The following is a 24,688-nucleotide window of genomic DNA, read 5'->3' as shown; positions in this document are numbered from 1 at the left end:
AAAAAAACTTTTTTTATGATAGTAATCCGGCTTCAGTTTGCCGCTTGGTGGAGTAGATCATTCATCAGGGGGTTGAAATAAATTGAATATCAATTCGTTATCAGGTGACAGTTCTTAGTCAACAGGATCAACAAAGGCGAGAGATGGCTTTAAAAGTTAATGTTAAACTGGTAGTATTTTTATTGGTGGTATTTCTGCAATGCAGCTCCACAATAAGGTATGATAATTATTTAAACTACACGGTCAGGCTCGACCAGTTGATTGATTCGTTGAAGATCAAAAAGAAGGACCTGAAAATTCTTATAGATAAAAGTGAGTATAAGCTAACTCTGTATACGGATGATGTTAAAGTAAAGGAGTACCCGGTAGTATTTGGTGGTGATCCGGTAGAGGATAAACTTAGAGAGGGGGATGAGAGGACGCCGGAAGGTGTGTTTTCCGTTCGTGGGTTTTATCCGCACAAAAGCTGGTCAAAATTTATCTGGATAGATTATCCGACCCGTGAGTCGTGGAGAAAACATGAGGAAGCCAAAGCAGAAGGACGTATCCCCGAAACAGCTAAAATAGGTGGTGAAATTGGTATTCACGGAGTGCCTTCCGGATATGATAATGCCATTGATTACAAAACGAACTGGACACTGGGATGTATATCTCTGAAGAATAACGATGTGAACGAAATATACAGGTATGTTTATGACGGAATGCCTGTCACCATTGTTAAATAAATATGATTTGGCGGGTTTTTGATGATGTTCTGTAGGGGTATAAGAGCGATGCACAGCGCTATTACTGCACATCACTCTTTAAATGAAATAAATTAAGATTATTTTTTATTTATATTGCTTATCGACCTTAATGGCCATGAAATCGATATCCAGCATGTCGTTGAGCAAGCTCTCATGTTCCGTTGAGCTTATAGCTTTCAGGTCCTGTTCGGCCCGGTCAGCCGACCCATAGATCATTAACTTTTTTATCTTCGGACTGCTCTCATCTTTTACATAGTAAAGAGCCACATAATCTGATATCGAGGTGTTGTATTCCTTAATAGTGGTACTAACATCCTCCTCAACACTGGTGAGGTCAGAGGCAGTAAATGCAAAATACCTGATGTTATGCCTGATCTCCAGTTTATTGTAAGGGTATTCACTCCTAAGAAAATCAATGAAGTCCGAAGCCTCATCCTTATCTTCTATTTTATAGGTCAATACAAAATTGGTCATGGCTTAAAAGGTTTAAATTCACATAAAATTAACACGGTAAAGAAAGTTATTGTTCATGATTATTACCCAGGCAATAGCGCCCGGCTATCAGATACTATGATAAATTATTTTTATTCATAATCTAATAGTTGAACCTGTTTTTTTTCCGTTACCAGAAACCTTCCTCTGGTTTGTCTGATTTTGAGCAATGAGATAATTTGATTGGCAATGAAATAGGGGATAAGTATAACCGAAACCAGCACCTTGTTTTTTGCCCTGGAAAGCTTCAATACCAGGAGAAAGTTTGTTGCAAATATGCATATACCGCCTGCTACCGACCAGAAAACCGGGGAAAAGCCAGTAGCAAGCAGATTGATAATGAGCATGGCTAATGCGGAAATCATCAGTAAAAACAGTGGCGGATACATACTATTAACAGACAGCAACATTTTATCAGGTTGTAGTTTTATAATTCCTTTGCAGAATAGTGAAAAAGCAGGTTTAAGGTTTTCAAAATAGGCGCTGATCCACCGTGCTCTTTGATTTTGTACCTGTTTGTTGCTGGTCACTTTTTCATCATATACCAGGGCCTCTTCATTGAAGGCTATTTTTTTGTTTTTTGATAAAATGTAATTCTGGAGCATTTTGTCCTCACCCTGAATAACCCCGCACATTTTCTCCCTCGTATGGTTGTCGTTAATGAACTCCTGTAGTAACTCTTTATCTACTGATATACCAGAGCCCGCTATAGTGGCCGAGCAATTAAGCAGATGTGGTACTTTACGCTCGACATAATTTTTATATATTTCTCCCACCGCATCAAGACAGGCCAGGTGGTTATCCAGGTTTTTAGCTGTTCTCTTGCATTGCACTGCACTATAACCCGCGTCATGATATCGGCTCAGGTTTGAAAGAAAGTCCTGTTTCACAACGTTATCCGGATCAAAAACTACGACATGATCAGTTGCAGGTTTAGCGCAGCTTAATCCTCGTTCGATTGATTTTAGTTTGGCATCGAGCGGTAGGCCTGGGTATACTACAGTTAGCCGGTCATTTTTTGCTAGGCTGATTTTGTTACACCGGTCTGCTACAAGTACAACATCATAGTTTGGCCAGGTCTGGTTAAGCAATGAATGAATAAGCGGTATAGCAACCGATGCATCCTTATAAGCGGTTACAATACATGTAAAATGATTTGCTTTACGTTTACTGGCGTGCGATATATTTCTTTTTGCCAGTACAATGGAAATCAGCGACAGCATGAACGGGTACAGTAATAGTACGGTAACAAAACATCCTAAGGAAATGATAATTAGTTCCATAATTTTTGAATTTTTAGAATGAGAAATAATAGAATAGGCCATAGCTGTGCATCTGCTTCGGATCAGATGCCAGCCATAGTTAAATTAAAGTATGATGCAGGGGAGCCGGAGACGGTATCTCAGGCTTTGTGTAAATGGTTTGTTTTATTTCTTCACCAGACGGTCACTTGTTTCAGATCTCCGATGGAAATTTCAGCATGATAGGTGTCTGGGGGTATTGAAGGGGATACGGGGAGCTTTACCTCATCTCTGAGGTCGTCGAGTTCAACAGAATAATTTTGCCGGTTGTCTTCAGCTATCCGGTTTCCGGCATTGATCTGGCAGATGAGGATATTGGCCAGTACTTCAACTCCTGAAGTATGGTTTATATCTTCATAATTGTTGTTCAATAGAAATGGTTGGGTCCTCTTGAATGCCTTAACGGAATACCGCTTTTGGCTGAAGACTTCTGAAACACAAATAGCAAATAAGTTATAGCAAATAACTGCTTCTAGAGGATGGTTAGCGAACAATTTCATAAGGTAGATTTTAGTGAGTTTGAATTAAATTAAAAGCCATAGTGCAAGGTTGATAGCACATACTTTTCTCCTCTCTGCTTCCTCTAACCCTAAATGTAAATTATATAATAGTAAATATCGCTTTTATATTATTTTATGTCAAGATTTGGCTGCTATTAATTATAATTAATTAATAATTTATGTTATTAATGTAATATGTTAATCTGCTGAATACTGATAATGAATTAATTAGCAAATCAGATGGGTAAATCTTATGTAAGTTTTGAAGGTAAATATGTTGTAACATTAAATAAAAAAGGCAGCCGGAGGGCTGCCTTTTTATTATAATTCTTAATTATTACTTCTGCTTCTCCTTTTCTTTGATCAGGTTCAGAGCAGATCCTGCCTTAAACCATCCTATTTGTTGCGTATTATAAGTGTGGTTAGCTTTAATGGTATCTTCTGTTCCATCAGCATGTTTAAACACAAGAGTTAATGGCTTCTCAGGAGCAAACTGATCAAGATCAATGATATCTATAGTATCATCTTCCAATATCTTATCGTAATCATTTTCATTGGCAAAGGTTAGTCCTAACATACCTTGTTTTTTTAGGTTAGTTTCATGGATCCTTGCAAATGATTTTACCAGGATTACCTTCACTCCCAGGTGCCTTGGTTGCATAGCTGCATGCTCCCTGGAAGAGCCTTCTCCATAGTTGTGGTCTCCAACAACTATTGTCGGAATTCCTTCTGCCTTATATACTCTTTGGGTCGCAGGTACCGGGCCATATTCACCGGTCAGTTGATTTTTAACTGAATCAGACTGATCATTGAAGAAGTTGATAGCACCTGTCAGTGTGTTGTCAGAAATGTTGTCCAGATGACCTCTGAACCTTAGCCATGGCCCTGCCATAGATATATGGTCAGTCGTACATTTTCCTTTGGCTTTGATCAGTAGCTTCATGCCGGTAAGGTTTTTACCGTCCCATGGTTTGAAAGGCTCCAGCAACTGTAGTCTTTTTGAATCAGGGGCAACTTTGATCTCAACACTGCTTCCGTCTGCTGCAGGGGCTTTATAGCCGCTGTCTTCCACGTCAAATCCCTTGGGAGGAAACTGTATACCCTGAGGTTCATCAAGCTTCACCTGTTCACCGTTCTCATTCGTCAGGGTGTCGACCATCGGGTTAAAAGTCAGGTCACCTGCTATTGCAAATGCTGTAACTATCTCAGGAGAAGCTACAAAAGCATGGGTGTTAGGGTTGCCATCATTTCTTTTTGCAAAGTTTCTGTTGAAAGAAGTAATGATAGAGTTCTTTCTTTTTGGGTCATTGGTGTGTCTGGCCCATTGTCCTATACAAGGTCCGCAGGCATTGGCGAGAACAACTCCTCCCATTTTGTCGAATGTATCAAGATATCCGTCTCTTTCTACTGTAAACCTTACCATTTCCGAGCCTGGTGTAATGGTGAATTCCGCTTTAGCTTTCAGGTTCTTCTCTGTTGCCTGTTTAGCTACAGAGGCCGAACGGGTAATGTCCTCGTAAGAAGAGTTTGTACATGAACCGATCAAGCCTACTTCAAGTGTTGCCGGCCAGTCATTCTTCTTTACTTCTTCTGCAAATTTAGAAAGAGGTGTTGCTCTGTCAGGCGTGAAGGGACCATTGATATGAGGCTCAAGCTCAGACAGGTTAATTTCAATTACCTGATCAAAATATTTTTCAGGGTTTTCATAAACTTCCTGGTCACCCGTGAGGTGTTCTCTTACTTTGTTGGCCAAATCGGCTACATCAGCTCTTCCTGTTCCCCTTAGATACTCTTCCATTTTTTCATCGTATCCGAAAGTAGATGTAGTTGCACCGATTTCAGCACCCATGTTACAGATGGTTCCTTTTCCTGTACATGAAAGCGATTTTGCTCCTTCTCCGAAATATTCAACAATGGCACCTGTTCCACCTTTTACAGTCAGTATACCGGCAACCTTAAGGATCACATCTTTGGAAGATGCCCACCCGCTTAGCTGGCCTGTAAGTTTTACTCCTATCAGTTTGGGAAACTTCAGCTCCCATGGCATTCCGGCCATTACATCTACAGCATCTGCACCACCTACACCTACGGCTACCATTCCAAGACCACCTGCATTTACCGTATGAGAGTCGGTACCGATCATCATTCCACCCGGGAATGCATAGTTTTCGATCACTACCTGGTGAATAATGCCGGCTCCCGGCTTCCAGAAACCTATGCCATATTTGTTAGAAACAGATTCAAGGAAGTTAAATACCTCTCCGCTTGCGTTGATTGAATTCTGGAGGTCCTCCTTGGCACCATCCTTCGCCAAAATGAGGTGATCGCAGTGTACAGTTGATGGTACTGCGGCCTGTTTTTTACCGGCTTGCATAAACTGCAAAAGAGCCATCTGCGCAGTTGCATCCTGCATGGCTACCCTGTCAGGTGCAAAGTTTACGTATGATTTAGCCCTCACAAAGTTTTTTAAAGGCTGTTCTTCTTCGTGCAGGTGAGAATACAAAATTTTTTCGGATAGTGTAAGTGGTTTACCTACCACCTTTCTGGCAGCTTCTATTTTTTCTCCCATCGAAGAATACACTGCCTTAATCATGTCAATATCAAATGCCATATATATTGAGTATTAAAGGGTTTGAAATGAACCGCAAAATTACGAATTAAATTGTTTATTTAAGGATCAGCCCCCCTTCCGATCCTTATTTATATCTACTTTAAATAACAGTTACCGGCTCCCTTAATTTGTCCAGTAGCTCATTAAGTTGCCTGGCTTCCTCCAGATCCAGGTTATCAATAAGATGATCAAATCCCTGGACCTTTTCATCCGTTTCTGATAACAGGCTTAATCCCTTTTGAGAGATTATAACTTCAACTGATCTGCGATCATCTTCCGAAATTTCCCGCGTGATAAGTCCTTTCTTTAATAATCTCTGTACAATTCGTGAAGCATCACTCATTTTATCCAACATCCTTTCTTTTATCAGGCTTATTGATGCCGGATTGGGGTATTGCCCTCTCAGGATTCTCAAAACATTATACTGTTGCCTCGTAATATCCATCTCTCTGAAAACAACATTCATTTCATATATGAGATGGTTATAAGTGTAAATAATGTTAATGAGCGTTTTCTGATGTTCGCTTTTAAATTCTTTTTGTTGAATGTCTTCAGCTAGTCCCATATTCTTTCGTTGGTTGGTTTCAACTTATGAAGTTACAGACTTTCAGCTAAATTTCATTTACTATTGATATAATTTAAAAACTCATTCTTTGTTTGATTTTCCTTGAATTTACCCATAAAATAGGCTGTACCTGTCTTACTGTTAGTATCTCCTACACCTCTGGACGCCACACACAGGTGAGTAGCGTCTACGACAACTCCAACATCTTCTGTGTTTAGTGCTTTTTGAAGTTCTTTGGAAATCTGCACGGTCAGCCTTTCCTGTACCTGGGGGCGCTTGGCAAAATATTGTACAATCCTGTTAATTTTAGAAAGACCAATTACCTTCCCTGATGAAATATAGGCCACGTGTACCTTTCCAAAAATAGGCACAAAATGATGTTCGCAGTGAGAATAGAAAGTGATATCTTTCTCAACCAGCATTTGATCATATTTGTACTTATTTTCAAACAAACGAGCATGAGGTTTATTATCGGGGTTTAAGCCGCTGAAAACCTCTTTTACATACATTTTAGCCACTCGTTTTGGCGTACCGTTAAGTGAATCATCATTCAGGTCCAGACCAAGCGTGGTCATTATTTCTCTAAAATGCCCTTCTATCTTCCTGATTTTTTCATCGTCACTCATCGCAAAGGCATCGGGCCTGAGAGGTGTGTCATACGAAGATGTCACATGATCATCACCTAATTCATCAGTAAGGTCTTTTTCATGCTGGGTATTCAACAAAATTTCTTTCGGTTTCATACAATCTGATTTTAAGCTCTAAATTATGGTCCAACTCCTTCCGAAGAATATTGTAAATGACCACGGCAATGTTTTCGGCGGTAGGGTTTAAATCTTTAAAGTATTCTGTATCCAGGTTGAGGTTCTTATGATCAAATTGGCGGATTACCTTTTCCTTTATAAGATCACTCAACTTTTTCATGTCGTAAACATAACCCGTAACAGGATCAACCTCTCCGGTTAATTTTACGAATAATTCATAGTTGTGGCCATGATAATGAGGGTTATTACACTTGCCAAACACAAGATCGTTTTTCTCGTCACTCCATTCCGGATTGTGTAAGCGGTGGGCAGCATTGAAGTGCTCCTTTCTAAATACAGCTACTTTCAAATTTAATTTAATATTTTCTCACTCGAATTACTAAGTTCGATAATGAATGTTATAACATCAAGTTTGATAAAAAGTTCCTTGATTTAAACAAAACGCAAAATTACGAATTTTACGGCGCTAAAAATACCTTTCTGATAAGAAATGAAAATCAAATACTTCCATATCAAGGGTTAATGTCAGCTCATGGGTGTTGAAGCTGGAGCCAACGGACTTTTCTGTGGGTACTTCAAATATATAACCGAAGCGGAAATTATCATTAATATTTAACTGAGCCAAAAGGCCATAGGTTTGAAAATTTCTGGAGATAAGACCTACAGTATATTTATCTCTGAAAATCAGGCTGGCATTATAGTCCATAGACAGGGGAGCATCAGCTACACCTTTAAGTAGAATAGATGGTTTTAATGCAAAATCAACCCCAATATGGTATACATATCCGGCAGTCAGGTAAAAGTGCCTTTGGTATACTTCAGTCTGAATGTTGCCAAATTCTTCTTTGCTTTTAATCATTCTGGGAATCGATAGCCCGACGTAGTATTCCGGTCCTTTAAGTGCTAAACCTGCTCCAATATTAAATTTTGAGAAACTTTCATTACCGGTAAATACCGGGTCATTAGGATCTTTTACCAGCAATTCATCATTGTTTTCTTTAAGATTGAGTACACCGGCCTGCATACCAAAAGAGAAAATGTTCTCCCCGAATTCTATCTTGTAGCTACCGGTCAAATTAAACTGGGTTGTAGTGGTAGAGCCAAGCTGATCCCTTACCAGAAGAATACCTCCGCCCACTTTGTTTTCAAAGAAAGATGAATGGGCACTCAGAGAAGTTGTATTGGGCGCGCCTTCCAGGCTGGTCCATTGTGCCCTGTGGCTGATCGAAGCATTAAATACATTATTGATGCCCGTATACGCCGGATTGATCACCAGTGGGTTGTTTATATACTGAGCATATAACGGATCCTGCTGTGCCGCAGATTGATTGTACATCCAGCATAGCATAAAAACGAATGGTAAAAGCTTCTTCATAATTACTTTTTAATAACTAAATAGCCAGTATAATCTCCCTGTGGGGATTCTATCTTGTAATAGTATGTTGCCGATGGCAGATCATCGAGGAGGTTGTTTTCCTCGCTTACATAATTATTGAGTGTTTTTACCCGGTCACCCCACCTGTTGTACAGCTCTATTTTATTCGGGCTTGATATTTTGAATATCTCCCACCAGTCATTCAACCCATCGTTGTTTGGAGAGATCGCGTTGTAAATAGTAAGCTCAGAGGGTATAGGATCTTCCACTGGTGTTACATTTACATCAATCGAAACCGGCGTTGGTGTAGTGTTGTCAAAGTCAGTGGCGGATATTTCAATGGTGCGGATTTCAGAACCGGGCTCATCTCCGGTATTTACAAAGGTTACGGTTCGCAAAGCAGCCTGGTAATCGGCAATGGATGCATAGCCACTCAATGATAATACCCCGGAAGACACATCGAAAGAACCGGTTACAGTACCCTGCGGGGTGAAAGCCAGGGAGTCCGTTCCTGATAAATAATTATTGGTTATGGCGATACGTGCCCCAATAATGTTGTCATTGGTATCATCTGAAATAACCAGTGATGGTGCCAGCACAACCGGTGGGTCTCCTTCGGTGAATGACTGCGATGTCACTCCCGGGGTGATCTGCGGAGGCTGGTTTTGGTTTTCGAAGAACCTTACTTCTCCATAATGGTTTCCTACATGGGCATCAAGATCCCCATCCTCATCAATATCTGCAAATGCCGGGTCTGCGTCCTTGCCTACATCAAAGCCGTCAAAAGGGTTTGATGCTCCCGTGGCCTCACTGAAAGTGCCATTTGTATTTATAAAGAATCTTAGGGTACCATCTTCAGGTATAAAATCACCCGAATAATCATTATCTCCCACACCAATTACAAGGTCGTAATCACCATCATGGTCAAGGTCCGCCAATTCCGGCCGGGCAAAATTTCTATAGGGTGTAGTAATCAGGAATATTCCTTCAAAAGGGTTATCGGTCCCGGTTCTTTCAGTAAAGGCTGGGGCGTTGATGTTACCGGTATTTTCGAAATATCTCAGACGTCCTTCTTCCCTGCTGCCCAAAACCAGGTCATAATCGCCATCGAGGTCCACATCGCCAAAAGTAGGGGAGAAGGACTGGTTTTGAGTAGTGTCAGCTATAAGCGGAGGCTGTAGTTCCAGTGCGTTGTTGTCATTGTTTTTATAATAATGCAGAAAAGTCTCCCCAGGATATGCATACCGGTCTTCAAGGCCGAGCAGCATGTCTGCATCTCCGTCATTATCCAAATCGGCCAGTGCAGGGCTGAATTTGAAAAGAGAGTTATCAAAACCTTCTTTAATCGGACTTACAGTGCCGCTCACCTGACTGAATTTTCCATTGTTATTTTGGAAATACTTCAGGCTATCATTCGAATATTTGCCACCAATTATAACATCTATGTCTGTATCATAATCCAGATCGGCAAATGCAGGCGAAGCATTGAAATCAATGTCCAGTCCTACAAAAGGGTTGGCAACATCAAACCTTTCAACAAAATTGGGTGCTGTCGGGCTTCCAATATTTTCAAAATAGCGAAGTGGGGCATAAGGTCCGCTGCCCGCTATGGCATCAAAATCACCATCATCGTCTAAGTCTGCAAATTCCGGAGATGCATTAGAATTGAGATTGATGCCATTAAAAGGATTACTTGCGCCGGTTACTTCCGCAGCGAAATTGGGTGCTGTATTACTTCCTGTATTTCTGAAAAAGCGGATATTGCCATTAACATCTCCCACAAACATATCCTCGTCTGCATCATTATCAATATCTACCATAGCCGGAGCCGCGAGGTCAAGAGTGCCTCCAAATTCCGGATTTACAATAGAAACGGGGTTTGAAGAACTTTCTTCGGCTGCAAATTGGGCTATGGGTAAGGAGCCGTCATTTCTCCAGAATTTAATAGTTTCCCTATAGTATGAATAATTGGTGTTCCTGGATCCTCCAACAAATACATCCAGATCCCCATCGTTATCTATATCGGTAAATGCCGGATGGCTGTGATAGCTATCGGAAAACACATTGTCCATAGGGTGTTCTCCTGTTGGCAAAGTGAAAACAGGACTGGTGGCAGTTCCTGTATTTTCATAATAGCGAACATTATTATAAGGAGAAAAGGGATATTGATAGCTTTGTCCGATAATCAGATCAAAATCCCCATCTTTATCCAGGTCGGCAAAAGCTGGTGTAGCTGCATACCCTACATCAATGCCGTTTGCCGGGTTATCCGTAGAGTATTGCCTCACGAAATGAGGTTTAGTGGCAGAACCGTTGTTTAGAAGGAAGGCTATTGTACCATAGTTTGTGCCTACAAAAACATCGAGATCACCATCATCGTCTATGTCTACGGTAGCAGGGTGCTCATTGCCCAAAGCAGATATGTTAACAGAAGGCAGAGGGTTTTTGGCTTCATTGGGAACGAAAGGTCCTAACTGTTGGGCATCTGCCGGAGATAAACTTAGTGACATGGCTAAAGTGCCTGATGTCAGTGCCAGTTTGATTTGCCAGCGTAAGGTAGAGAGTCGTTGCTTCAGCTTGTCAATTCTCTGAACGATTTGACGCTGTTTCTTTTGAGAGTATTCGTAGTACAGACCTGATTTAAGGCTTTTTCGAAATCTTGTTTGGTATTTCTTATACTTAACAAGAGTATCCTGATAGAGTGTGCGAAGGTGGTTATCCATAAAGCCTCTATAATGAGTTGTGTTTTAAAAAAGAAAGGTACAAAAATAATCAGCAATTCCGTAGCGTTATTTTGTGATTTTTGCGATTTAAAATTTAATTATTACAATACTCTGGTAAATAATGGAAAGTGTGGGCAATATATTAACTTTGATCACTTTAGTAAGTATTGATGGCTATGGCAACAATGAATATTTTGTTTAAGAACGTGTGGGAAAGAGATGTTGACCTGAAAGAGCGGGTAAAGAAGTTCTGGAGTGATCTGAATGCCTTGCCGGGTAATGTTGATGCAGGGGAGCGGGCACGACAATTGGTTTTTGTGGCTGTGGAAGAGGACCGGGTGATTGGCGTTACTACTGCACAGAGAGCCCGGATACCTAAACTTAATAACAACCATTTTTATAATTTCCGAACACTGGTTCACCCAAAATATCGCATACCGGGACTGGTTGATAAACTGGCGGTGCTTACACGTGATTTTCTTGAAACTCTTTATATCTCAGGACAGTCGGATTGTATTGGTATAATTACTGTCATAGAAAATGAACAGCTAAAGCAGGAGAGGAGAGAGGCAGTATTTCCGAGTACCAGGATGTTTTTTATTGGTCAGACCAAAGCGGGGCATCACATGAGGCTTTATTATTTCAAGGGCGCCAAAATATAATTTTACCATTGTACCGGCTACTATATGCTACATGATAAGTGCCGGATAGTTCTGATGGAAAGATTGTCATTCCACTGCGGGGTTTGATCAGGGATGTGGTATTTTGGGTATATCTCTATAAATTTTCCAATGGCCAGTGTTCCCTGTCGTTTGGCTAGCCAGTCGCCAAGACAGAAGTGAATACCACTGCCAAAGGCTATATGACGGTTGGGGTGACGGCTGATATCAAGCAAGTCAGGGTTTTCGAAATATTGATCGTCGCGGTTGGCACTAGCCAGACATAAAGTGACGGCATCACCCTCTCTGATATGCTGTCCGTCGAATTGTGTATCCCGGGCTGCAATTCTGCCCAACAGGTGTACGGGGCCGTCATATCGCAGAAGCTCATCTACAGCACGGGGTGCAAGCTCAGGTTTTCTGATAAGTTCCTTTAGCTGGTCAGGGTGCTGCGACAGGTGCAGAAGTCCGGTGCTTATAAGGCCTATGGTAGTTTCCTGTCCTGCAATAAAAAGAAAAATAAATATTGAAATAAGCGCTTCATCAGATAATGGCTCAGGTTCACCATCGTTACCCGTAATCAATTTGCTGATAAGGTCATTACCGGGATTATTTTTTTTAGTCTCCAACAGCTCTTTAAACAACGAAATTAAACTTTGAGCTGCGGCGTCTATACGTACAAGGTCTTTGAAGCTATTGTACAGGTTCAATACCTTCACAAGGTTGTTGCTTAATACAGAAAGACGCTCATAGTGGCTTATACTTATGCCCATGATCTTACAAATGGTCATGTTTGGTAGAGGTTTTGCAAAATCATCTACAATATCGATAGTTTTAAATCGCTTTTTTGTATTTAGCAGAGTGTCAATGTTTTCCAGTATCAGTTGATCCACTTCTTTGTTGTCCCAGACGGAGTTGATGAATTTCCTTATTCGAGTATGCTCGGGTGGGTTAATGAGCAATAAAAATGAATTAATTGCTACTGCAATATGTGACAGATCCTCACCTTTGTTTTTAAAGTAAGTAATTCCGCGATTGATCCATTCCAGCTTATTTCCCGATTTGAAGTCCGGATCTTTCAGTATCTCTTTGACATCAGCATATCTGCTGATAATCCATTCACCGGTTTGTGATTTATAAATGGGAGCCTTCTGTCTGAGTACTGCATACATTGGAAACGGATCCTGAATGTTCTTAGGATCCAGAGGAGCCCATAAGTTCATATTTGCCTGAAGTTTTCATTAAAGATCTGCTCTGCCAGTAGATTTATTGTGGGGTAGTCCCAAAAGTACAATGGGCTAATGGTGATGTCGTATTCGTTTTCCACCTTTTCCAGGAGGTATATTGAGCTAATAGAATCAAGCCCGAATTGGTGAAAACTCAGGTTTTCATCAATAGCAGGATTCGGCATTCTGGTTTCTTCAGCTATTACTTTTTTCATAAAGGTTGCAATGTCACAGGCTGACCGTGGCTTTATCATGTTATTCATCATTTTTTACAGCCCAAAAGTCCCCTACAGGCGATGTTATAGCCACTTTGTGATTGACACCTTCATGGTTTAGCAACCCTGGACGCCTGCTGCCGGCCATGATTTTCACATCATATATTTCTTCTACGCTGCTTTCATATTTTATGTGCCCCACAATACCGACGGTAGGCAGATGAAGGATTATAATGCCGCAAAACAATGATCTTTTGGCAATGGGAAGATCGCGGAATGCGGAACTGTTTTCTCTTAATTTGGACAAGCCTATAAAAAGGTAATCCCCATGCCTGACCATACCTCTGACAAAACCGTCAAACTTCTTGATTACCTCATATTTGCCTGTGTGTATATCGATTTTAATCAGTTCACCGGTGGCTGATAACAGCGCGAATAGTTCACCATCGTAAATCCTCGGGGAATGTGGCATAGCCAGGTTACGGGTTATGGTTTCACAGGTTTCTACATCGATGATCACCCCGCCGTTTGCCTTGTTTGCGCGCCAGCTTTCAGGCGTATTTCCGTCACCAAGTGCACTTACAAACCTTGGAGAGCCATTTTCCATCGCCAGGCCATTCAGGTGGCAGAAGTCACCTGGTTCATAGGCGGGGACAAACGATGGTTTCCATACCGGCTTAAAGCTGTAGTCCTCGTCCAGGGTAACGAGGCAGGAAAATAAAGTATTTACGGCCCATAACTTACCCTCGACCCATTCAAGGTCGTGAATGTCTATTGCTCCGGAATAGTAAGTTACCCGAGGTAAATACAGCGAATCATAGGTGTTGGGTTGTTTGGGATAATTTGGTGCCATCTCAGGCGAATTGGCCAGTATAATAACTTCGTCCCTGGTGGCAACCGCCATTTTCTTGCCATCGAAAGCCATGCCCATAGGCTTTTGAAAGTTACGCGGCAATTGTATAAGATTAGTGGTGTTTACAGCACTTATAAGGATAACCTTTCCTGCCTGGTATGTGCTTATAGCAATGGTACAGTTTAATTGGTTTAATAATTCCGGTATATTAGGGGAGTACGAGCAGGTAAATGGGGGTAAAGGGTTACTCATGTTGATCTGTTCATTCGAGAGCATAATCTTACAAGTGTCTAAATCAAGCTTGATTGCTCATCGATTTTGTTCAAATATTCGATATATTGTCACTACAATTACCCGGAACCATCGAAGTATCACTTTAAAGCTTGTATTCTGCTTCCGGGCTAATTATTTGTCAAAGTAGTAATTATTTACAAATAAATTGAAAAACCTGTGATTAGAAGACTATATCTGTTTATTGCTATCGCCGGAGTAGCTTTTTCATGTGATCAAACTGCGGAGTATGTGCCTGAAAGGAACTTTGAAGATAGGCAGCAACAGTTGCTTTCAGAATTTATAATGGCTGAGGATAGCTCGGTTATTGAACTTCCGGCGGGGCAGTTTCTTTTTAGCGGAAGCCTGATACTTGAGGGTAAGAAGCATGTGACGATCAAAGGGCAAGGGATAGATAAGACTATATTGTCTTTTAAAAACCAGAAGGAGGGAGCCGAGGGCATAAGGGTGGCTAATTGCGAGAATATTACCATTGAAGACCTTTCCATTGAAGATGCAGCAGGAGATAATATAAAAGTTACTGATACTGATGGTATTACTTTCAGGCGTGTAAAATCGGCCTGGACAGGAGAGGTCTCTGAAAAAAACGGTGCGTATGGCCTTTATCCGGTAATCTGTAAAAATGTGCTCATTGAAGACTGTGTTGTGCTTGGGGCCAGTGATGCAGGTGTTTATGTCGGACAGTCAGAAAATGTGATCATACGCAATAATGAGGTGTACTGGAATGTGGCGGGCATAGAGAGCGAAAATTCTGAAAATGTGGAAATTTATGATAACGTAGCCTACAATAATACAGGAGGTATACTGGTGTTTGACCTGCCTGGACTAACAAGGTATGGAAAGAATATTAAAGTATACAGGAATAAGGTGTATGAAAATAATCTTGAAAATTTTGCTCCTGCAGGGAACATTGTGGGTGTAGTGCCCAAGGGTACGGGAATGATCATACTGGCAACGGAGGACGTAGAGGTTTATAACAATGAAATTACTGATAATAAGACTATAGGCATAGCTATAATAAGCTATGAGCTGGTTGCGGCTATTTCGGATGACCCCGCCGGAGAGGCTGAAGGAGAAGGCTCTGCGCAGACGGTAAATGATAACTACAAGCAGGACAAAAATTATAACCCCTATCCGCGAAGGATATATACACATGACAACAAAATTGAATCATCCTATTGGCTACCTGCTCTGAATAATGATTTCGGGAAACTTTTTGTGTTTAATTTCGGGTTTTCTTTACCAGACATAGCATGGGATGGCATACGTGCAGAGGCTTACTTTTCCGATGATGGTTCTGTCAACGAAGAGTATAAGATATGCATACAGGAAAATGAGTCGGTCAAGACTACTGATCTGGACGCTGCGAATGATTTTGATGATCTTAAAACCTATCCCGAAGCATTTAATTGTAAGATACAGATATGAGATTAATAGTGGGGCTGACCCTTGGGCTCATGATGTTTGCATCATGTGGAGGTGAGGAAGCTGATACAACAAAGGCAGAACAGCAGGAAACTTTAAAGGCTGATGCTGTAGCATGGCAAATGCCTGATACCGCCAGCTATGCCAAATATGGAAAGGCAAAGCTTTCGGATTATAATTTTTTTAAAGGTAAGCTGGCAGATCTGATCCCCGGTGAGCGTGTGGTGCCCTACGATATCAATAGTCCGTTATTTAGCGATTATGCTTTAAAAAAAGAGGTTTATCTACCTTCCTGAAGGAAAGGTGATCACTTACAGTGGCGATGATATACTTGGATTTCCTGAGGGAACTATTCTCATCAAGAATTTTCATTATTCAGGGGAGCAAATGGCAGATGGGCCGGGGAAAATAATAGAAACACGGCTGCTGATCCATGAAAAGAAAGGCTGGAAAGCACTGGCCTACATATGGAATGATGAACAAACAGATGCCTTTATTGAGATAACAGGAAAAAAAGTACCTGTAAACTTAAGCGCCAGGAGCACTATCGACTACGCTGTACCCAACATGCTCCAATGTAAAAGCTGTCATGACCGAAACGGAGAAATAATACCCATCGGTCCTTCTGCAAGGCAGTTAAACAAGCCAGGTGATGATGGTGATAACCAGCTGGTCAAACTGGTAAGCATGGGATGGTTGGAAGGGGCACCTCCAGTGTCGGAATGGCCGAGGTTGGTACAGTGGGAAAATGATATGGAAAACCTGGACGATAGGGCACGGGCATATCTTGAGATCAATTGTGGGCACTGCCACCGCAGTGATGGCCCGGCCAAAAACTCTGGCCTTGATCTCACAACCAAAGCGCATGAGGCTCATGCCATGGGTATTTTCAAAGCCCCGGTAGCTGCGGGCAAGGGGAGTGGCGGTCTGAAGTACGATATAGTACCGGGACAGCCCGACCAGTCTATTCTCATGTATCGCATGCAATCCAACGATCCTGCTATCATGATGCCGGAGCTAGGCCGCTCTGTGGTTCATGAAGAAGGCGTGGAGCTGATTAAAAACTGGATTCAGCAACTTGAGAAAGATAAGGTGTAATGGCTATTATGGGTTGTTTCCTGTAAACCTGACATTAAAGGGAGATATATACTGAAATAAGGAACCGTTAATTACCGCTTCAATTTTTAATTGATAATCCGAAGGTCTTTCCGAGCAGTTAACATTAATTCTCATTAAATTACTTTTAGGCTGGTATGGATACCAAAGTAAGAGCGGATCAAATAGAGGCATCTTTTCCGGCAGTGTTGCCTCTGTGCCAGAGTGGTAAGTTAACCCCTTTGCCTCAAAAGTCTGACTATTTTCTCTCGCTGGGTTTTGAACTCCTGCATTCAATTCTATAACCATAATGCCACTGGTACCAAAAGGACCGAGGCGAATAGCTTTGTTATAATTTTCTACAGTCCTGATATACTTAATGTCTACCGGTCTTAGTTTAAGCAAGTCCTCCACATCGGTGGTGGGGTAGCCACCAATAAATATCATGGGACTATGCTCGAAGGTGTGCTCAAGGTCCTTCGCGTAAATTCGTAAATAGGGTTTGTGTTTCCGGGTGCGGAGCATTACTCCCGGAAGAAGTTCTTTGATCACCTCCTGCATGGTCCCGAAAAGTACATATTCCGATATTTTGATTTCAAAATCATAATCATAATTAAGAACCTGATCTATGTTAAAAGTGGGGGGGGACTCCGGTGGTGGAGAAGGTTTGTAATAGCCGTATGAATTTCGAATTTCCTTTACCTTTTTAAACTCATCCAACTCCTTCTTTATCTGCTCCGTTACAGCCAACGGTTCATCTAAACTCAGAGTACTCTGCATTTGGTCGTGTTGCACTATTTTAGGTTCATTATACCTGTGATTTTCATGGTGAGGTAGGAACATAATACTTTTCTTACCATAAAAAGGCACGAGCAAAGGGAAACTGAACTTGCCGGACCGGTCTGTCGTGATCTGATAAATCATATTGATTTCAGGTATAAAGAAGAAAATCTCACTTGAATCAGGAAGCGGCTTACTATCGGTAAGGGTGCCCTTTAGAAAGTAATAGCCCGTTTCACGCTCATACTTAAATTCAAAAGAGCTGGATGTGATAGCGTTTTCCGGCATTCTTAAAAGCATTAACTGATTAATCAGTGCATTATTTTTTGAAGAAACCAGGTTGGAAAAATCCAGGTTCAGCTCAGTACAAATGCTTGACAGGTTTCGATCAAGATAGACCTGATTGCCGAGGTTATGAAGCATAGCGTTGCTATAGGTTTTGTCTGTTATGCTTGTGATCACAATGTCGCGCTGTGGATCAAAATTATATAAGGCTATATTAAGATCTGTGCTGGTACCGATTTCAAATAAACTGTCAGGCGGAGATACCCGAACAGGAGCAGAATGATTTGAATTTGCAGAATTTACGAAGAGCCCTCTATGGCTTTCCAGTTTGCCGTTAGGGTTTCTGACTTCCAGGTCATATAGGCCTGTTGTGAGCTCTTCCGTTGGGATTTTTAATATCAATCCGTTCTTAGAAATACTCTCAGTTGTGGCATACAAGGTTGCACCGTTGCTCAGGAGCTTGATTTCGAGCCCTTTTTTATAAGCATAATCTTTGGTGCATTCTAAGATGATCTGTATGAAAGCGTTTGATTGCCTGATAGAAACGGATAGTCCATTCTTTTGAACGTATGGTAATATGGCATCTGCGTTTATACTATCCTCAATTATTCTGGCTGTATATTCGTATCCACTTTCAGGCTTGAAATAAAAGTTGGCAAAACCATAAGGATCTGTTTTAAATGATGATATCTCTTTTCCGGTATTGTCGATAACCGTTCCTTTAAGGCCTCCGGTTTTATGCTTAGGTCCGGTCACTAGCACGGCTACTCGGGTTGTAAGGCCGTTAGTGAGATTACCTCCCTCAGGATAAAGGCTGAGGGAACAGGGCTTCGTATTAATAGTTTTTTCCGAAGACGCTGTTACATTAAAAATCCTGACGGGCTGTCTGAATATAGCATCAGGTGCCATGTTTCTTAAGTGGTTGGTATATACCACCAATTCGTAGTTTCCCAGGCTCAAATCTTCCGGCAGACCGATACTGGATACAGCTATACCCTCATTGGCTATAATTTTGTTAGTCGCTATTTCCCTTCCGCTGCTATTAAAAAGCTGAAAGTATACCAGGTCTTCGGCGTTTCTTATCCTTGCTTTGGTAAACGGGTCAATAAGGTATGCTGAACAGTTGATGGTTTGACCAGCGATGTAATAGGGTCTGTCCAATGATACTATCATTTTTTGTTGTGCTGTGCCCTGGCTATAACACGGCCGGATGAAAAGGAACAGGATGATTGTAATTGCAGCTCTCATTTTACCAAAAATCAGGTCTAACATTTGTTGCATTTGGGAAAGTACGGCAATCTTTGATAATCACTTCCGGTATAGGAGGAAAACCTTCAATATCAGTTCGGTAAATAAATATGGATTTCTTTTTGATCGAAGATGCCCCAAAGTATCCAAGAATAAGTTCGTCCTCCCGACCCAAAGCATGGATATTGCCCCTGATAGTTGCCGGAGGCGGTGCGAAAATACTACCGGTTCCCTGTTGCTGTGTAGCTATTAGTTTCCAAAAGCTATAAGCATCGCGGGTTAACGAAAGCTGCTCTATCTCAATATGATATTTTTCGATGAATCGCAGTTTATCTATTTTAATATGGGTAATAAAAACATCCTGAAAGCTACCGGATATAAATCTGCCTTCCGACACAAGCGATTTTTGCGAGTACTCCGTAAGCCAGCATTCGCAACATTCGCAAGGAGCAACCTGTACTAAAAAACCACCGTCGTTAACATAACCACTGCATGGTAAAGGTGCCGGTACCAGGCTTCCGTCTGGAGTCTTTTCCGTACGTAGTTCAGGGTTTGTCTTTACATAGTACGTTCCTGTCCAGCGCCATCTGTATTGTTTGTTTTCTTCCAGCTTATTAGAGGTAATATTTACATCAAAGCCCTGCTCGTCAAGTTCCACATTATTGTTGTTGGTCACCTGTTTTACCAAATAGTCAAACGTTATTGTATCAATGCCTACGTTAGGTTCTATTCTCTCAAAATCAGACTCATATTTTTGGCCGTCTTCCAGGCTGAAGCTAAGCTGATAACTCCTTCCGATCACACCTTGTATGCCATTGTTTGCAGTCCTGTAATAGCCATTTCCTGAGTAGATCAGCTTTTCACTGTTGCCCTGATCATCGGAGATAGTAACCGTGGCATTGTCCACACCCTGTGCAAGGGTTGAGTCAGAAGCAGAATAGTATATTCTGACCAGGTAAGGGCCATTTTGATCCGTGATCATACCATCAACCACCAGCAGCCTTTCTGTCGAAGTATCAAGGTCTATCTTGTCAATACAGGATATACAGCATAAAAGAATAAGGAAATATAAAACTATTCTCATATCAGAACTTAAAATTGTAGGTTATAGAAGGGAACATGGTCCCGAGTATTGCCAGCCTTTTAGCATTTATTTCTCCATTGCCCTGCGGTTCGAAAAATACCGAGTAGGCATTTTTCCTGCCGTATACGTTGAAAATACCAAAGACCCAGCTACCTTCCCACTTCTTGTTTTTCTTATGACTAGTTCTGACTAAAAACGAAACATCTAACCGGTGATAGGGTGAAATTCGTTCCTTATTCCGGTCTGAGTAATTAATGACATTAATGCCATCCACAGAGAATGCCGTTTGTGGCACCGTGAGGGGTATGCCATCAGTATATGTGAAGTTAAACGACAGTACATGGCGTTTGGATACATCGTAACTGGCACTTATATTTAAATTGTGTGGCCGATCATAGTTGGCAGGAAAAAACTCTCCGTCATTAATCTGTAACTCTTTATACGGGCTCAAAGTTTTTCTCTGTGTCCTCGTGAAGGTATACCCCAACTGGCCGGTTAACCTTCCGGAGGTTTTAACAGCCAGAATTTCAAAACCATAAACTCTCCCCTTACTGTTGACCAATTCTGTTTCCAGGTGTTCGTTCAGGAGAAGCTCAGCTCCATCTTTATACTCCGGTATGTCATTAATGTTCTTATAAAACCCTTCAATGGATAAGTTAAGGTTTTTTATAGCAATGCGTTTAAAATACCCAAGAGAGTACTGGTCTCCATATTCAGGGGCGATATTTTTACTGCTTGTTACCCAAATATCAGTTGGAGTGATAGCCGTGGTATTTGAGATCAGGTGTAAATATTGCCATGATCTCGAATATCCGAATTTAAGGTATGCTTCTTTTCCAATATTATATTTCACTGATAACCGTGGCTCCAGACCATTAAAAGAGGCGGCCTTTTTATTCCTGCCAACTTGTACCGTATCCGTTATTGTCAGGTCCGTTTTGGGTACGTCAGCTTCGTAAATGTAAGTGTCCTCAGGGCCAAGCAAAAGGTAATAAGACCACCTTAAGCCAGGAATTATAGTAAGTTTTGAGCTTATTTTGTATTCATCACTTATAAAAAGACCGGACTCCAGGGAGCGTGATGCAGATAACTCATAATGGTCAACATTTGATTCGTTTGTCAATGGTCTGATTTCACCATTACTTAGCTTATAGCCGGTAATGTCAGCGCCGGCTGAGAATGTGTGCTGATTTTTTTGTAAGATAAATTTCTGACCAAACCGGGCAAACCTGATATTATAGTTATAATTAAAAGAACTTGTAGTATTGTCCTCTTCTACATTGAATTCGTATTTTCCATACCCTGCAAATGTTTCTGAGAAGAAGTTTTCATTAAAGATATGATCAAAGGACAAGCCTATACTCTTATTGCTCCATTGATATGTGGTATCGTTAAAAAAGTTAAACTTGTCATTACTAAAGTATGAAGATATCGAAAGCTTGTTGTTCTCATCTATTTTATAAGCAACCTTACCGGTAAAGTCTGCAAAAACCGCGGAGCTGTTTTTTATATCATCATTTTTGACCTGACCGAGCAGCCAGTCCGAGTATGATGCTCTTGTTCCTATCATGAAACTCAGTTTATCCTTCATAATGGGCCCTTCGAGTAAAAGGCGGCTGGTTGCAAGGCCTATTCCGCCGGATCCTGATATTTTTTCATAGTTTCCATCTTTTTGTCGTACATCCAGCACTGACGAAAGTCTGCCACCCATTTCGGCTGGTATGGTTCCTCTGTACAAGGTTACATCACGTAAGGCGTCGGGATGGAAAGCTGAAAAGAAACCAAACAGATGGGTAGGGTTAAATACCATCATCTTATCCAGAAGGATGAGGTTTTCACCGGCGCTACCACCTCGTACGTTAAAGCCACCACCAATATCTCCCACATTGCTTACCCCGGGTAGTTTCTGGATAGTTTTAATCACATCAATTTCACCCATCAGCGTGGGACTTTTTTGTAGTTCCTGATATCCTATTCTGGTTTTTCCTGAAATATTACTCTCAAAATTCTCTGCAATGGCGTCATCCCTGACAGTGATCTCATCCATTACCAGAGGTTTTTCATGCAGCTCCATGTCGAGCTTGCCGTCATTAAATATTTTGATGAGTCGATACGCTGTTTCCTGATTTATTGCACTGTATGAAATTATATAATCTCCAACTGGAAGACTTAGTTCATACATGCCCGAAGTGCCTGAGGTGGTGCCCTTGTTGAGGTCTACAATGAGAATGGATGCTCCTGCCACCGGGTCTCCTGTTTTTTCTTCAGTTATTTTACCGGCAAGGTGTGCATTCCCATTACTGTCATCTCCCGGGCTACCTATCACTATGGTTTCGATGGTATCTATTTGTTGTAAAAGATTGTTTCTGAGAATATCATTGGTAGGATCCTTGGCAAGTACTATGGCATAATCATACATGAAATAGAAGTCAATATTAGAACCTTCCAGGATTGAGGAGAGTCCCTCCTGAATACTTTTTCCTGAATAGTCCCGGGTGATCCTGATCCCTTTTGTCCATTCGTTCAGGTAGTAGAATTTGTAAGGATATTCAGCTTCCAACTTTCTGGCAAACTCATCAAAACTGATACCGGTGTCATGCTGAGGGATGGGCTTATCCTGAGCACTAATATTTGTACCTGTAATCAGAAGTAAAGTAAGAAGAATGTAGCCGTACCGCACTTTTTTTAAGAAAAATAAAAATTTTGCTTGATTTAGCCAATAAGTTACCCAATTTCATTTCTTTTGAGAAGCATTTGGATAACTTTGGTTGAACACTAATTGCTATAAACGGTGACATTCGAAGGTATAAAAGATCAGCTTGAAAAATATTCATCCGAAGGCAAGAAGATGTTTACCACATCTTCGTTTCAGTCTCATAGTATTGTGCTGTTGCATATCATCAGCAGGATTAATAAAGATATCCAGGTAGTATTTATCAACACGGGATATCATTTTCCGGAGACTGTAGAATTTAAGGATAAGGTGGCAAAGGAGTTTGGCCTCAATGTTATTGACCTCAGGTCGAACACCCCGAAATTTATGCAGAGAGGACCTGACGGCAGACTTCTTTTTACCTCAGATCCTGACCATTGCTGTTATCTCAATAAAACCCAGCCCGTGGATGCTTTGCTGATGCAAAATGACATTTGGATCAATGGGGTGAGAGCAGACCAGAGTGCGGTGCGTAAAGCTATGAAAATTGAGCAGCCTGCCCCACATGGCACGGTTCGTTTCCACCCTATGCTCGACTGGAATGCTAAAATGATCTACCAATACCAGAAAGAATATAACTTACCGAAACACCCGCTTGAAAATTCAGGCTACCTGAGCATAGGCTGTGAGCCATGTACCCGTAAGGTAGATCCTGAAATGATGGAGAGGGAGGCCCGTTGGTACGGAATGAATAAGACGGAGTGTGGGCTGCATACTGATTTGGTTAAATAAACAAAGCTTATGATAAAATGGGGTTATGATTATTTGGTCCCCATGCTTATCTGAGGACTTAAAATACTTACTTAGATGAAAATTTTGATCACTGGAGGTGCCGGGTATATAGGCACTGAGCTGGTAAGCGTGCTTACACAGAGAGAGGATGTAGAAGAAATAATAATTTACGACAACCTCAGCCGGGCGAATTACAATTTGTTTTTGGGGCATACCTTCAATAACCCTGAACGGGTTACTTTTGTAAAAGGCGAGCTGCTGGATTCCAGGCATCTTAAAAAAGTTTTGAAGGATGTGGATGTAGTCTATCATCTTGCTGCCAAAGTGACTACGCCATTTGCAAACACCGATCCTCACTTTTATGAGCAGGTAAACCATTGGGGTACGGCTGAGCTGGTATATGCGGTAGAAGAAAGTGATGTGAAAAAATTTATCTTTACCAGCAGCACCGGTGTTTATGGTTCCTCCAAATCGTCATTGGAGGAAGAGACAGTTCCAAACCCAAAAACCTTTTACGGGATATCTAAAATGAGAGGGGAGGAGCATGCAGGCAGGCTAAGTGATAAGATTGATACCTATATTTTCAGATGCGGGAATGTCTACGGCTATAACAGGAGCATGAGGTTTGATGCGGTGATCAACAAGTTTGTGTTTGAAGCTAATTTTTATAAACGAATTACAATCCATGGAGATGGAAGACAACACAGATCGTTTATTCATATCGAGCATGTTGCCCAGGCCTTGTCTCATGTACTGGATGGTTCGCTTCAAACAGGCGTTTATAACCTGGTAAACAGGGATTTACAGGTTCTTGATATAGTGGATACCCTGAAACAGATGATCCCGGAGCTCGAATTTATTTTTGTGAACCAACATTTGAAACTAAGGGAACTCAGGGTACAGCCCAATCCGGTTTTAAATAAGGCATTGTCTATGCCTGAGCCATTGAGCCTGATGGAAGAACTCAGGCATTTTCAAAATAGATTCTCATTTTAATTGATAACA

At 41.3% G+C, this 24,688-nt stretch carries 22 protein-coding genes; 7 read left to right on the top strand and 15 right to left on the bottom strand.

Features of this window, described 5'->3' with window-relative positions; all coding sequences use genetic code 11:
* The first annotated feature begins 143 nt into the window (after positions 1-143).
* Complete coding sequence (locus LVD17_RS26080; RefSeq protein ID WP_233762918.1) at positions 144-725, top strand: L,D-transpeptidase family protein; 582 nt, start codon at positions 144-146, stop codon at positions 723-725.
* 105 nt (positions 726-830) lie between these two features.
* On the opposite strand, the gene LVD17_RS26075 is transcribed toward LVD17_RS26080, so the two are convergent.
* From LVD17_RS26075 to LVD17_RS26035, 9 genes are all read right to left on the bottom strand, one after another.
* Positions 831-1,220, bottom strand: a complete 390-nt coding sequence (locus LVD17_RS26075) for a hypothetical protein (RefSeq protein WP_233762916.1) — start codon at positions 1,218-1,220, stop codon at positions 831-833.
* 110 nt (positions 1,221-1,330) lie between these two features.
* Entirely contained in the window at positions 1,331-2,521 is a 1,191-nt protein-coding gene (locus LVD17_RS26070) for a glycosyltransferase family 2 protein (RefSeq protein WP_233762914.1), read from the bottom strand.
* A gap of 152 nt (positions 2,522-2,673) precedes the next feature.
* Positions 2,674-2,910, bottom strand: a complete 237-nt coding sequence (locus LVD17_RS26065) for a hypothetical protein (RefSeq protein WP_233762912.1) — start codon at positions 2,908-2,910, stop codon at positions 2,674-2,676.
* A 466-nt stretch (positions 2,911-3,376) separates the two neighbouring features.
* On the bottom strand, positions 3,377-5,650 hold the full coding sequence (locus tag LVD17_RS26060; protein WP_233762910.1) for an aconitate hydratase: 2,274 nt from the start codon (positions 5,648-5,650) through the stop codon (positions 3,377-3,379).
* A 100-nt stretch (positions 5,651-5,750) separates the two neighbouring features.
* Positions 5,751-6,215 (bottom strand): MarR family winged helix-turn-helix transcriptional regulator, encoded by a 465-nt coding sequence (locus tag LVD17_RS26055; RefSeq protein WP_233762908.1) that lies wholly within the window; start codon positions 6,213-6,215, stop codon positions 5,751-5,753.
* Between the two features lie 53 nt (positions 6,216-6,268).
* Positions 6,269-6,958 carry a GTP cyclohydrolase I FolE gene (folE, locus tag LVD17_RS26050; protein WP_233762906.1) on the bottom strand — a complete coding sequence of 230 codons (690 nt, stop codon included), beginning with the start codon at positions 6,956-6,958 and terminating at the stop codon, positions 6,269-6,271.
* The gene (locus LVD17_RS26045; protein ID WP_233762904.1) at positions 6,921-7,328 is read right to left on the bottom strand and encodes a 6-pyruvoyl trahydropterin synthase family protein; all 408 of its coding nucleotides are present in this window, start codon (positions 7,326-7,328) and stop codon (positions 6,921-6,923) included. The genes folE and LVD17_RS26045 overlap by 38 nt, the downstream gene beginning before the upstream one ends.
* Before the next feature lie 117 nt (positions 7,329-7,445).
* Positions 7,446-8,354 (bottom strand): PorP/SprF family type IX secretion system membrane protein, encoded by a 909-nt coding sequence (locus LVD17_RS26040; protein ID WP_233762902.1) that lies wholly within the window; start codon positions 8,352-8,354, stop codon positions 7,446-7,448.
* 2 nt (positions 8,355-8,356) lie between these two features.
* On the bottom strand, positions 8,357-11,077 hold the full coding sequence (locus tag LVD17_RS26035; RefSeq protein WP_233762900.1) for an FG-GAP-like repeat-containing protein: 2,721 nt from the start codon (positions 11,075-11,077) through the stop codon (positions 8,357-8,359).
* Positions 11,078-11,253: 176 nt separating this feature from the next.
* On the opposite strand from LVD17_RS26035, the gene LVD17_RS26030 reads away from it, so the two are divergent.
* Positions 11,254-11,739 carry a hypothetical protein gene (locus LVD17_RS26030; protein ID WP_233762898.1) on the top strand — a complete coding sequence of 162 codons (486 nt, stop codon included), beginning with the start codon at positions 11,254-11,256 and terminating at the stop codon, positions 11,737-11,739.
* 20 nt (positions 11,740-11,759) lie between these two features.
* Here LVD17_RS26030 and LVD17_RS26025 read toward each other — a convergent pair whose 3' ends face one another.
* From LVD17_RS26025 to LVD17_RS26015, 3 genes are read right to left on the bottom strand one after another with little or no spacing between them, the layout of a single operon-like run.
* Positions 11,760-12,959, bottom strand: coding sequence for a cytochrome P450 (locus tag LVD17_RS26025; RefSeq protein ID WP_233762896.1), 1,200 nt, complete (start codon positions 12,957-12,959; stop codon positions 11,760-11,762).
* Positions 12,956-13,216, bottom strand: a complete 261-nt coding sequence (locus tag LVD17_RS26020) for an acyl carrier protein (RefSeq protein ID WP_233762894.1) — start codon at positions 13,214-13,216, stop codon at positions 12,956-12,958. The genes LVD17_RS26025 and LVD17_RS26020 overlap by 4 nt, the downstream gene beginning before the upstream one ends.
* 1 nt (position 13,217) lies before the next feature.
* Positions 13,218-14,306: a TIGR03032 family protein gene (locus tag LVD17_RS26015; protein WP_233762892.1), complete on the bottom strand. Its 1,089-nt coding sequence runs from the start codon at positions 14,304-14,306 to the stop codon at positions 13,218-13,220.
* A 174-nt stretch (positions 14,307-14,480) separates the two neighbouring features.
* On the opposite strand from LVD17_RS26015, the gene LVD17_RS26010 reads away from it, so the two are divergent.
* Genes LVD17_RS26010 through LVD17_RS26000 form a run of 3 tightly spaced genes read left to right on the top strand, consistent with a single transcriptional unit; the run spans position 14,481 to position 16,844 of the window.
* Positions 14,481-15,749, top strand: a complete 1,269-nt coding sequence (locus LVD17_RS26010; RefSeq protein WP_233762890.1) for a parallel beta-helix domain-containing protein — start codon at positions 14,481-14,483, stop codon at positions 15,747-15,749.
* Positions 15,746-16,042 (top strand): hypothetical protein, encoded by a 297-nt coding sequence (locus LVD17_RS26005; protein WP_233762889.1) that lies wholly within the window; start codon positions 15,746-15,748, stop codon positions 16,040-16,042. Before LVD17_RS26010 ends, LVD17_RS26005 begins: the two co-directional genes overlap by 4 nt.
* A gap of 7 nt (positions 16,043-16,049) precedes the next feature.
* Positions 16,050-16,844, top strand: coding sequence for a hypothetical protein (locus LVD17_RS26000; protein WP_233762887.1), 795 nt, complete (start codon positions 16,050-16,052; stop codon positions 16,842-16,844).
* A gap of 6 nt (positions 16,845-16,850) precedes the next feature.
* Here LVD17_RS26000 and LVD17_RS25995 read toward each other — a convergent pair whose 3' ends face one another.
* The 3 genes from LVD17_RS25995 to LVD17_RS25985 form a co-directional block, all read right to left on the bottom strand.
* Entirely contained in the window at positions 16,851-19,079 is a 2,229-nt protein-coding gene (locus LVD17_RS25995; protein WP_233762885.1) for a hypothetical protein, read from the bottom strand.
* 76 nt (positions 19,080-19,155) lie between these two features.
* Positions 19,156-20,238: a DUF4249 domain-containing protein gene (locus LVD17_RS25990; RefSeq protein ID WP_233762882.1), complete on the bottom strand. Its 1,083-nt coding sequence runs from the start codon at positions 20,236-20,238 to the stop codon at positions 19,156-19,158.
* Position 20,239: 1 nt separating this feature from the next.
* Positions 20,240-22,918, bottom strand: a complete 2,679-nt coding sequence (locus LVD17_RS25985; protein WP_233762880.1) for a TonB-dependent receptor — start codon at positions 22,916-22,918, stop codon at positions 20,240-20,242.
* A 111-nt stretch (positions 22,919-23,029) separates the two neighbouring features.
* Between LVD17_RS25985 and LVD17_RS25980 the strand changes: the two genes are divergently transcribed.
* Together LVD17_RS25980 and LVD17_RS25975 are read left to right on the top strand one after the other, a co-directional pair.
* Positions 23,030-23,683, top strand: a complete 654-nt coding sequence (locus LVD17_RS25980) for a phosphoadenylyl-sulfate reductase (protein ID WP_233762878.1) — start codon at positions 23,030-23,032, stop codon at positions 23,681-23,683.
* A 75-nt stretch (positions 23,684-23,758) separates the two neighbouring features.
* The gene (locus LVD17_RS25975; RefSeq protein ID WP_233762876.1) at positions 23,759-24,679 is read left to right on the top strand and encodes an NAD-dependent epimerase/dehydratase family protein; all 921 of its coding nucleotides are present in this window, start codon (positions 23,759-23,761) and stop codon (positions 24,677-24,679) included.
* Positions 24,680-24,688: the final 9 nt, after the last annotated feature.

Source organism: Fulvivirga ulvae, assembly GCF_021389975.1.
Taxonomy (GTDB): Bacteria; Bacteroidota; Bacteroidia; order Cytophagales; family Cyclobacteriaceae; genus Fulvivirga; species Fulvivirga ulvae.
Note: the sequence above shows the minus strand (reverse complement) of the source record. Positions and strands in the feature narration are given on the sequence as shown.